This is a genomic window from Teichococcus aerofrigidensis (assembly GCF_054073225.1).
In genome coordinates, this window is the sequence record NZ_JBSXMU010000110.1 from 1 (window position 1) to 10,277 (window position 10,277).

The following is a 10,277-nucleotide window of genomic DNA, read 5'->3' on the forward strand; positions in this document are numbered from 1 at the left end:
GGGGGGGGCCGGGGGGGGGGGGGGGGGGGGGGGGCGGGGGCGGGCATGGGAATAGGCGCCGCGCGCCCAGGGGTCGCGCCCCCAGTCGCTGGCCAGCGGCCGGTCGAAGCGCAGCGCGGCGGCGGCGCGCCCGCCATAGGCCCGGCGCAACTCCGCCCGGGCATGGTCGGCGAGACCGGCGGCGCCCTCCCGCGCCAGCGCCCAGGCCGCCTCGCCACCCAGGAAGCCCATCACGTGGTCGCGTCCGAACGGCCAGGCGATGAAGGTCATGGCCGCCTCGTCCTCCGCCTCCACGCGCCGCTCCAGCCCGGCGAAGGGGGCGAGGTCCAGCCGGTCCTCCCCGGCCGCGCGCAGGCCGATCTTGCTCAGCAGGCCGAGCGGCAGGTCATGGATGGCCTCCTCCGTCTCCGCCGGCAGTGGCGGGTCGAACCGGATGGCGCCGGCGGCCAGCACGGCGGTCGGCGCGGTGACGATGGCGGCCCGCGCCGCGATGCGGCCGAACGGCCCCTCCGCCACCACGCCGGGGCCGGACCAGGAGAGCCGCTCGACCGGCGCGCCGTAGGTGACGGGCAGCTCCGCCGCGAGCCCCGCCAGGAGCCCGCCGATGCCGCCCCGCAGCAGCAGGTTCGGCCCTGCGAGCTGGGTGTCGAGAAAGTCGCGCAGGTCCATGGCGGCGAGCGGCGCGGCGCAGATCACCGGCCCTTCCCAATGCGCCACCGTGGCGTCCCAGAACCCGCCGCGCGGCGCGTGGTCGGCCACCGCGGCATCGGGCGCCGCCGTGGCGCGGGCGGCGCGGAGGCGGTCGTGAAAGGCGGCATAGGCGGCGTCGTATTCCGCCATCTCGGCCGCGCCGGCGGGCCGCCCGCCGATCAGGCAGCGGTGGCTGCGCACCGCGTCATGGTCGAAGGCGTCGCGCGCCAGCGGGGTCAGGGGGTTGTCGCCGGCCTGGTGCAGCCAGGTGGCGCCGAGGTCGAAGGGCGCCCCGAGGGTCGCGCTCTCGGTCCAGGCGCGGCCTCCCGGGCGGTCCCGCGCCTCCAGCACCCGCACCGCGCGCCCGGCCGAGCGCGCCGCGCGGGCGGCGGCGATGCCCGCCGCCCCGGCGCCGATCACCAGAAGGTCGGGGTCACTCACGCCGACGCCTCTGCGCCTCAGCCGCCGCGCTGCCGGGACAGCGCCTCCTGCCCGCGGCCCAGCGCGATGGCATCGGCCATCGCATTCGGCACCACCCGCTTGCCGACCGGGAAGATGGCGGCGGCGGCGAGCTTCAGGTGCGCCCAGGCGAAGGGCAGACCGATGATGGTCACCGCCGAGGCGGCGGCCAGGGTCAGGTGCGAGATGCAGAGCCAGATGCCGGCCAGCAGGAACCAGATCAGGTTGGCCAGCAGGCCGAGCGGGCCGGTGCCCAGGGATTCGAGGCCCGTCAGGTCCTTGCGCGAGACGATCTGCCGGCCGAAGGGCAGGAAGCTGTAATGCGCCAGGGTCAGGCAGGCGCGCGCCCAGGGCAGGCCGATGATGGTGACGGCCATCACCGCCGCCGCGAGCAGCCAGAGCAGCGCCGGGATGAAACCGAGCCCGGGCACGTTCCACAGGATGTTCAGCAGCAGCGCCACGGTGATGCTCCTCTTCTCCCGCCCGCAATGCCGCGACCCGGCGGCGGGTTGCCGGGCTTCAGCGCGGCCTTTCGGACCGCTCTGCCTATATGGCCCTGGATATGGCCCCCCGCCATCCGGGATGACAGGCCCGCCCGTCCGGCGCAGACTGCGCCGCCGCCGCAGCAGAGAGGACGCAGCATGGACAAGCCGATGGACCGCAGCGGGCTTCGGCCGCATTCCTCGCACTGGGGGGTGTTCCGCGCCGGCTGGCAGGATGGCACGCTCGTCGTCGAGCCGCATCCGGGCGATCCCGACCCCTCGCCGATCCTGCAGAACTTCCCGAAGGCGCTCCGCCACCGCGCCCGCATCGCGCGACCGATGATCCGGCGCGGCTGGCTGGAGAACGGTCCCGGCCCCAGCGACCGGCGCGGGCGGGACGAGTTCGTCGCCGTCTCCTGGGACAGGGCGCTGGACCTGCTGGCCGGCGAGCTGGCCCGGCTGCGCGACACGCGCGGCCCGCAGGCGATCTTCGGCGGCTCCTACGGCTGGTCCTCGGCCGGGCGCTTCCACCACGCGCAGAGCCAGATCCACCGCTTCCTCAACATCGCGCTCGGCGGCTATGTGCGCTCGGTCAACAGCTACAGCGCCGGCGCCGCCAACGTCATCATCCCGCATGTCCTCGGCCCCTTCGAGCCGGTGACGCGGCACAGCATCACCTGGGAGCAGGTGATGGAACACACCCAGATGGTGCTGGCCTTCGGCGGCATGGCGGTGAAGAACAGCGCGGTCGCGGGTGGCGGCGTCAGCCAGCACATCGAGCGCGGCGCGATGGGGACCGCGGCGGCGCGCGGCTGCCGCTTCGTGCTGATCAGCCCGCTGCGCGACGACCTGCCGGAGGAGGCGGGCGCCGAGTGGCAGACCATCACCCCCGGCACCGACACCGCCATGATGCTCGGCATGGCGCATACCCTGGCCAGCGAGGGGCTGCACGACCGCGCCTTCCTCGACACCTACTGCACCGGCTGGCCGGAGTTCGAGAAGTACCTGCTGGGCCGGACCGACGGCGTGCCGAAGACCGCCGCCTGGGCCAGCGCCATCTGCGGCGTGCCGGAGGCGCGCATCGCGGGCCTCGCGCGGGAGGCCGCCGGCAGGCGCGTGCTGATCACCATGGCGCATGCGCTGCAGCGCGCCGAGCATGGCGAGCAGCCGGTCTGGATGGGCGCCGTGCTGGCGGCGATGCTGGGGCAGATCGGCCTGCCCGGCGGCGGCTTCAACTACGCCCTGGGCTCGATCGCGCATTACGGCAAGCGCATGGTGGCGGTGCCGGTCGCCGGCCTGCCGCAGGGCCGCAACAAGGTCACGGAATTCATCCCCGTGGCACGCATCAGCGACATGCTGCTGAACCCCGGCGCCCCCTTCGACTACAACGGCCAGAGGCTGGCCTATCCCGAGATCAGCCTGGTCTACTGGGCCGGCGGCAACCCCTTCCACCACCACCAGGACATCAACCGCCTGCGCCGCGCCTTCGCCCGCGTCGACACGCTGGTGGTGCACGAGACCGCCTGGACCGCCACGGCGCGGCATGCCGACATCGTCCTGCCCTGCACCATGACGCTGGAGCGGGAGGATATCGCGGGCTCGACCACCGATCCGCTGCTGGTCGCCATGCACCAGCTGGCCGAGCCCTATGGCGAGGCGCGCGACGACTACGCGATCTTCGCGGGCCTCGCGGCGCGGCTCGGCAAGGAGGCCGAGTTCACCGAGGGCCGCACGCCGCGCGAATGGCTCGCGCATCTCTACGACCGCACCCGGACGGCGCTGGCCGAGCGCGGCCTGCCCGCGCCGGATTTCGAGACCTTCTGGGAGATGGGCGAGCTGGAGCTGCCGCGCGAGGAGGATACCGGCGGCATCCTCGGCGCCTTCCGCCGCGATCCGGCCGCCAACCCGCTGCCGACCCCGAGCGGCAAGGTGGAGATCTTCTCCGGGACCATCGCCGGCTTCGGCTACGAGGACTGCCCCGGCCATCCGGCCTGGCTCGCGCCGGTGGACGTGCCGGATGCCGCGAACCCGCTCTGGATCGTCGCCAACCAGCCGGCGACGCGGCTGCACAGCCAGCTCGACTTCGGCGGCACCAGCGCCGACAGCAAGCGGCGCGGGCGCGAGGTGATGCGCATCCATCCTGCGGATGCCGCCGCGCGCGACATCGCCGAGGGCGATATCGTCCGGCTGTTCAACGGGCGCGGCGCCTGCCTCGCCGCCGCCGCGCTGAGCGAGGCGGTGATGCCCGGGGTGGTGCAGCTCGCGACCGGCGCCTGGTACGACCCGGCGGACCCGGAGGAGGAGATGCCGCTCTGCGTGCACGGCAACCCGAACGTGCTGACGCGCGATGCCGGTACCTCCCGGCTGGCGCAGGGCTGCACCGGCCAGCTCACCGTGCTGCAGGTGGAGAAGTTCACCGGCAACCTGCCGCCCGTGCGCGCCTGGGACCCGCCGGAGGCGGCATTGGCCACCGCCGCCGAATGAGCCCGGCGGACGGCACGCCGCGCCGCCGGCATCGGCGCTGCTCCGCCGGCTGACCGGACGGGGCCGCGATCGCGAGGCGGTGCTGCGCGGCCCGGCCGGGCGAGGGTCGGCCCGGCGCCGGAGGCGGAGAAGGCCCCGCGGATCACCGGCGGCCGCTCGCCGGCGGCGTGGCTCGTCACGCCGTTCCCGTTGCCCCGGAAGGCGTCCGCCGCGCCCGCTGGCTCATGACGCAGGCGGCGACGACGATGGCGCCACCGGCCAGGGTGGCGAGGCCCGGCAGCGTGCCCCAGATCGCCAGATCGGCCAGCATGGCCCAGAGCAGCGCGGAGAATTCGAGCGGCGCCAGCTGCGCCACGCTGGCGCGGCGGAAGGCCCCGGCGAGGCAGATGGTGGCAAGCCCCGCGAAGACGCCGTTCAGCGCCAGCGCCAGCCAGTCGGCCGGCGACGGCGGCACCCAGCCGGCCAGGGCGAAGGGCGCCAGCACCATCCCGCCCGGCAGCGCCGACCAGAGGATCAGCCGGGCGATGCCGGGCTCGTGCCGCAGGCCGCGATTGACCGTCAGCACCACCGCGTAGCTCGCCGTGCCGAGCAGCGCATAGGCATAGGCCAGCGGGCTGCCGCCGGCGGAGAGTCCCGGCGCCATGGCCACCAGCACGCCGAGGAAGCCGACCCCGCTCCACAGCCAGACGGCGCGTGGCGGACGCTCGCCCAGCGCCAGGGCGGCGAGGCCCAGCGTCATGAAGAGCGCGGTGAAGTAGACGAGATAGCCCTCGGCCAGCGGGATCTCGCGCAGCGCCTGGAAGAAGCCGATGGCCGAGCCCAGCATGCCGGCGGCGCGCAGCAGGTGCAGGCCGGGATGCGCGGTGGCCAGCGGCCCGCCCGCCCCCGGCCGGAGGAGCCGCGCCAGGAGCAGCAGCAAGAGCATCGTCCCCTGCCGGATCAGCACCACCTGGGCGACCGGGTAGCTGGCGGAGAGCAGCTTGCTGTTGGTGTCGAGCACGGCGAAGAGGCCCAGCGCGGCCAGCATCAGCAGGGATCCCTGCACGGCGTTCCATCCTCCCGGTGCCGCCCGGCTTCTCGGGCCTGGGCCGGCGGCGGTCAATCCGCCGCGCAAACGGGGCCTTCCCTTGTGCGGCGCGAAAAGGCACAAGCGGGCGGTCATGACCCCTGCCCTCGCCTCCGCCCTGATGCCGCTGATGCGCGGCCTCGATGCCGAACGTGCCCATGGCCTCGCGCTCCGGGCCCTGGCCCTCGGCCTCGCCGGCCGGGACACGGCCCCGGACGACCCGGTGCTGGCGACGACGGCGCTGGGCCTCGACTTCCGCAACCCGATCGGACTGGCCGCCGGCTTCGACAAGGACGCGGTGGCCGTCGCGGCGCTGATGCGCCTGGGCTTCGGCCTGGTCGAGCCCGGCACGACGACGCCGCGCCCGCAGGCGGGCAATCCGCGCCCGCGCCTCTTCCGGCTGCCGGAGGACCGCGCGGTGATCAACCGCATGGGCATGAACAACCAGGGCGTCCAGGCCTTCGCCGCCCGGCTCGCCGCGCTGCCGCGGCCGCTGCCGGCGGTGCTCGGCGCCAATATCGGCATCAACAAGGAAGGCGCCGATCCCGAGCGGGACTACCCCGCCCTCTATGCCGCCGTCGCCCCGGTCGCCGACTACGTCACCATCAACGTGTCCTCGCCCAACACGCCGGGGCTGCGGGACCTGCAGGGCGAGGCGCGGCTGGCCGCCATCCTGGAGGCCGTGGCCGCCGCCCGCGCCGCCGCGCCGCGGCAGCCGCCGGTGCTGGTCAAGATCGCCCCGGACCTCGCGGAGGACGCCGTGCCCGCCCTGGTCGAGACCTGCGCCGGGCACGGCGTGGCCGGGCTGATCGTCAGCAACACCACCATCGCCCGGCCCGCGAGCCTCGCCAGCCCGCACCGGGGCGAGACCGGCGGCCTTTCCGGCGCTCCGCTCCTCGCCCCTTCCACCGCCCTGCTGCGCCGCGTCTTCGGCCTGGCGCGCGGGCGGCTGACGCTGATCGGCTGCGGCGGCGTCTCCAGCGGCGCCGAGGCCTACGAGAAGATCCGCGCCGGCGCCGCGCTGGTGCAGCTCTACGCCGCCTTCGCCTATGCCGGCCCCGCCCTGGTGCCGCGCCTCAAGCGGGAGCTGGCCGCGCTGCTGCGGCGCGACGGCTTCCGCCATGTCCATGACGCCGTGGGAGCCGATGCCCGATGAAGATCCTGGACTCCGTCGCCCCCCTCGCCGAAAGCCATGACGGCTTCATCCTCGACATCTGGGGCGTGCTGCACGATGGCGAGCGCCCCTATCCCGGCGTGCCGGAGGCTCTGGCCGAGCTGCGCGCGCGCGGCCGGCGGATCGTGCTGCTCTCCAACGCCCCGCGCCGCTCCTGGACGGTGCAGGCGGCGCTGGAGGAGATGGGCCTGGGCGCCGGGCTGTTCGACGGCATCGTGACCAGTGGCGAGGTCGCCTGGACCCTGCTGCGCGACCGCACCCACCCCTTCTTCGCCAAGCTCGGGACGCGCGCCTTCCATATCGGCCCCGAGCGCGACCTCTCGGTGATCGAGGGGCTGGACATCGCCCTGGCCACCGCCGCCGGGGAGGCCGATTTCGTGCTCAACACCGGCCCCGACTTCGCGCATGGGCGGCAGAGCACCGCGCCCTACATGCCCATGCTGGAGGCCGCCGCCGCGGCGCGGCTGCCGATGGTCTGCACCAATCCGGACCGCGCCGTGATGGTCGGCGGGCAACGGCTGATCTGCGCCGGCGCCTTCGCCGACCGCTACCTGGAGCTGGGCGGCGAGGTGATGGAGATCGGCAAGCCGGACCCGATGGTCTACGAGACCGTGCTGGCGGCGCTCGACCTGCCGCCGGCCCGTATCGTCGCCATCGGCGACACGCCGCACACCGACCTCGCCGGCGCGGCCGCCATCGGGGTGGACGCGGTCTGGGCGCTGACCGGACTGGCCGGCGATAATCTCGGCCCCGATCCCTCGCCGACGCTGCTCGACGCCGAGGCGGCGCGGGAAGGCGTGGCGCCCATGGCGGCGCTGCGCAGCCTGCGCTGGTAGGAGCCGGCACCCGGGGGCGGCCATGCTTCCGGCCGGGGGCATGGCTGCGTCCGGCGCATGGCGGGGAGATGCATCGTGATCCGGCCCGACTGGCCGGGAGGGCGGCCCGCCCCTAGGCTGGGGCCATGTCCCCGCGTGATATCGTCCAGGAAGAAGAAACACCCAGCGGTCTCGCGGCGCCGCCCCGCCGCGTCCCGAAGACCTGGCTGCTGACCCTGCTGATGGGCCTCGGCCCCTTCAGCATGCAGATCCTGATCCCCTCCCTGCCGCTGCTCGCGGGGATTTTCGCCGTGCCCTACACCACGGTGCAGATGTCGCTGACGATCTACCTGATCGGCATCGCGCTCGGGCAGCTCATCTATGGCCCGCTGTCCGACCGCTACGGGCGCCGCCCGGTGCTGCTGGGTGGGCTCGCGATCTATCTCCTCGGCTCGCTGGCGGCGCTGCTGGCCCCAAGCATCGGCCTGCTGATCGTGGCGCGGGCGGCGCAGGCCGCGGGCGGCTGCGCCGGCATGGTGCTGGTGCGCGCCATCATCCGCGATGTCTTCCCGCGCGATCAGGCGGCCAGCAAGATCGGCTTCGTCATGATGGGCATGACGGTCGCGCCGATGATGGCGCCGCTGCTCGGCGCCGAGCTGACGGCGGCCTTCGGCTGGCGCTCCACCATGCTGGCCTGCGTGGGCTTCGGCATCCTTCTCGGCCTGCTGGCCCTGCGCCTGCCGGAGACCCTGCCCGCCGCGCAGCCGCTGCCGGGGCTGCGCGGCATGGGCCATGCCTTCGTCCAGCTCGCCGCCATCCGCAGCTTCCGCTGCTACGCCGCCATCACCACCTGCACCACCGGCCTGTTCTTCGCCTTCATGGCCGGCGCGCCGCGCGTGCTGATGGAGGGGATGGGCCACACGCCGCGCGCCTATGCGCTGTCCTTCATGGCGATCTCGCTGGCCTTCGGCGCCGGCTCCTACCTGGCCGGCCGCTTCTCCTCCCGGCTGGGCCTGGCGCGGATGCTGCGGCTCGGCCTCATCGTCAGCACCGGCGGCGCCCTGCTGGCCGTGCTGGCGCAGGCGCTGCTGCCGCTGTCCATCGTCATCTTCTTCATCCCGATGTCGGTGGTGGCGCTCGGGAACGGCGTGTCGCAGCCGAACGCGGTGGCGGCCGCCGTCAGCGTGCGGCCGCAACTGGCCGGCACCGCGTCCGGCCTTGTGGGCGCCCTGCAGATGGCCTTCGGCGCGGTGATGACGATGGTGGCGAGCGCCGTCGAGCTGGGGTCGGGGATCGGCACCGCCGCCACCATGGCCGGCTGCGCCATCGGCGCCCAGCTGGCGTGGCGTGGCGCCCGACGCAGCCGCGATCAGGACGAGTAGCGGAAGCCCCGCCCCGCCCGGCACAATCGCCGGCCCGGCACATTGACCGAACGTTCCGGCTTTGCCACGGTCCAGTTGTGCAAGCCATTGATCCCACGACCGTCGCGATTCTGTCCGAAGGCCTTCCGCCGGATGTCTTCCTGACCATCCTGCGGACTTTCGAGCACGACCTCGCCGAGCTGGGCGAGCGCATGGCCGTGGCGCTTGGCGAGCGGGACATGGCGGCGTTCAGCCAGGGCGCCCACGCCCTGGCGGGCGCCGCAGGAAGCCTCGGCGCCCAGCGCCTGGCACATCAGGCCCGCCTGGCGATGCGCCCGGCCACGCCCGAGGCCGCGCCGGCGCTGCTGGCCGGCGTGCAGCAGGAGCTCCGGCTGGTGCTGGCCGAGCTTCGCGACCTGGCGGCGGCGTCACCGCAAGGCTGAGCCGCCTCAGCCGCCGCGCTGCACGCGGAGCGGGCCGAAGCTCTGGCAGACCGGCATCACCTGCAGGGTGTTGACATTGACCCGCGCCGGGCGGCTGGCCACCCAGTGCACCGCGTCGGCGATATCCTCCGGGGTCAGTGCCTCGGTCCCCTCATAGACCGAGGCGGCCTTGGCCTCGTCCCCCTGGAAGCGGACCCGGGAGAATTCCGTGCCGCCGACCAGGCCGGGCTGGATGTCGGTCACGCGCACCGCGGTGCCGAAGAGGTCGGCCCGCAGGTTCAGGCTGAACTGGTGCACGAAGGCCTTGGTCGCGCCATAGACATTGCCGCCCGGATAGGGCCATTCGCCGGCCGTCGAGCCGATGTTCACCACATGGCCGCGATTGCGCGCGACCATGCCGGGCAGCACGGCATGCGTCACCGCGACCAGACCCTTGGCATTGGTGTCTATCATGGTCTCCCAATCGGCGAGATCGGCCCGCTGCGCCGGTTCCAGCCCCAGCGCCAGGCCGGCATTGTTCACCAGCAGATCGATGTCGCGCCACGCCTCAGGCAGGCCGCCGATGGCGGCGCGCACCGCGGCGGCGTCACGCACGTCGAAGGTCAGGGGCAGCACCCGATCCGCGCCCAGCTCCCCGGCGAGAGCCTCGAGCCGGTCCGCACGGCGGCCGGTGGCGATGATGCGGGCGCCGTCCTGGGCGAAGCGGCGGGCGATGGCGGCGCCGAAGCCGGCGGTGGCACCGGTGACGAGAAGGATCATGAGGCAACTCCCGGGACGAGGATGAGGCCTCCGGTATGGCAGCGCCGGGCACGGCGGTGAAGCCGTAAGCCGGCGGCTCAGGCGCCGACGCGCAGCAGCCGCGGGCCGTGCTGGCGGAGCCAGGCCTGCGCCGCGGCGTGATCCGGGCTGAGCCCGGCCAGCGCCGCCCAGAAGCGGGGCGAGTGGTTCATCTCCCGCAGATGCGCCACCTCATGCGCCGCCACCGAGGCCAGCACCCAGTCCGGCGCCATGACGAGGCGCCAGGAGAAGGCCAGGACGCCGCCGGCCGTGCAACTGGCCCAGCGGCTGCGGGGGTCCTTGAGCCGGATGGCGCGTGGGGCGACGCCGAGGGCGCCGGCATGGCGCCGGACATGCGGGGCAATCCGCCGCCCCGCCTCCTGCCGCAGCAGCGCCAGCACATGCCCGGCCAGCCCCTCGGCGGCGCCGCCCACCAGGATGCGGCCGGGCCGCAGCACCGCCACAGGCGCCGCCAGCGGCCGGTGCAGCACGGCATGCGGCGCATCGGCGAGCGGCACCACCGCGC

Annotated in this window: 10 protein-coding genes; 5 read left to right on the forward strand and 5 right to left on the reverse strand. The window is 74.3% G+C overall.

The window, feature by feature from the left end:
* The coding region (locus tag ACVMLK_RS17140; RefSeq protein ID WP_457487089.1) for a flavin monoamine oxidase family protein at positions 1–1,131 on the reverse strand (1,131 nt) is incomplete at its 3' end.
* Positions 1,132–1,148: 17 nt separating this feature from the next.
* Positions 1,149–1,610, reverse strand: a complete 462-nt coding sequence (locus tag ACVMLK_RS17145) for a YccF domain-containing protein (RefSeq protein WP_198365959.1) — start codon at positions 1,608–1,610, stop codon at positions 1,149–1,151.
* Between the two features lie 180 nt (positions 1,611–1,790).
* Here ACVMLK_RS17145 and ACVMLK_RS17150 point away from each other — a divergent pair, with 180 nt between their 5' ends.
* On the forward strand, positions 1,791–4,115 hold the full coding sequence (locus tag ACVMLK_RS17150; protein WP_457487090.1) for a molybdopterin guanine dinucleotide-containing S/N-oxide reductase: 2,325 nt from the start codon (positions 1,791–1,793) through the stop codon (positions 4,113–4,115).
* Between the two features lie 175 nt (positions 4,116–4,290).
* Here ACVMLK_RS17150 and ACVMLK_RS17155 read toward each other — a convergent pair whose 3' ends face one another.
* Complete coding sequence (locus tag ACVMLK_RS17155; protein WP_457487091.1) at positions 4,291–5,160, reverse strand: DMT family transporter; 870 nt, start codon at positions 5,158–5,160, stop codon at positions 4,291–4,293.
* A 115-nt stretch (positions 5,161–5,275) separates the two neighbouring features.
* On the opposite strand from ACVMLK_RS17155, the gene ACVMLK_RS17160 reads away from it, so the two are divergent.
* From ACVMLK_RS17160 to ACVMLK_RS17175, 4 genes are all read left to right on the forward strand, one after another.
* Positions 5,276–6,337: a quinone-dependent dihydroorotate dehydrogenase gene (locus ACVMLK_RS17160; protein WP_422921738.1), complete on the forward strand. Its 1,062-nt coding sequence runs from the start codon at positions 5,276–5,278 to the stop codon at positions 6,335–6,337.
* Positions 6,334–7,191: a TIGR01459 family HAD-type hydrolase gene (locus ACVMLK_RS17165; protein WP_198365957.1), complete on the forward strand. Its 858-nt coding sequence runs from the start codon at positions 6,334–6,336 to the stop codon at positions 7,189–7,191. The genes ACVMLK_RS17160 and ACVMLK_RS17165 overlap by 4 nt, the downstream gene beginning before the upstream one ends.
* A gap of 125 nt (positions 7,192–7,316) precedes the next feature.
* Positions 7,317–8,552, forward strand: a complete 1,236-nt coding sequence (locus ACVMLK_RS17170) for a multidrug effflux MFS transporter (RefSeq protein ID WP_198365956.1) — start codon at positions 7,317–7,319, stop codon at positions 8,550–8,552.
* A 77-nt stretch (positions 8,553–8,629) separates the two neighbouring features.
* Positions 8,630–8,974 (forward strand): Hpt domain-containing protein, encoded by a 345-nt coding sequence (locus ACVMLK_RS17175; protein WP_457487092.1) that lies wholly within the window; start codon positions 8,630–8,632, stop codon positions 8,972–8,974.
* A 6-nt stretch (positions 8,975–8,980) separates the two neighbouring features.
* Here the strand turns inward: ACVMLK_RS17175 and ACVMLK_RS17180 are convergent, their stop codons facing one another.
* Both ACVMLK_RS17180 and ACVMLK_RS17185 read right to left on the reverse strand, forming a co-directional pair.
* Positions 8,981–9,733, reverse strand: a complete 753-nt coding sequence (locus tag ACVMLK_RS17180; RefSeq protein WP_457487093.1) for an SDR family NAD(P)-dependent oxidoreductase — start codon at positions 9,731–9,733, stop codon at positions 8,981–8,983.
* 77 nt (positions 9,734–9,810) lie between these two features.
* A partial coding sequence (locus ACVMLK_RS17185; protein WP_457487094.1) for a M48 family metallopeptidase occupies positions 9,811–10,277 on the reverse strand: 467 nt, incomplete at its 5' end.

Excerpts from the sequence above, each read along its gene's own strand:
- ACVMLK_RS17160 (WP_422921738.1), top strand. The coding sequence starts at position 5,276 with ATGACCCCTGCCCTCGCCTCCGCCCTGATGCCGCTGATGCGCGGCCTC.
- ACVMLK_RS17180 (WP_457487093.1), bottom strand. The coding sequence starts at position 9,733 with ATGATCCTTCTCGTCACCGGTGCCACCGCCGGCTTCGGCGCCGCCATC.
- ACVMLK_RS17170 (WP_198365956.1), top strand. The coding sequence starts at position 7,317 with ATGTCCCCGCGTGATATCGTCCAGGAAGAAGAAACACCCAGCGGTCTC.
- ACVMLK_RS17165 (WP_198365957.1), top strand. The coding sequence starts at position 6,334 with ATGAAGATCCTGGACTCCGTCGCCCCCCTCGCCGAAAGCCATGACGGC.
- ACVMLK_RS17150 (WP_457487090.1), top strand. The coding sequence starts at position 1,791 with ATGGACAAGCCGATGGACCGCAGCGGGCTTCGGCCGCATTCCTCGCAC.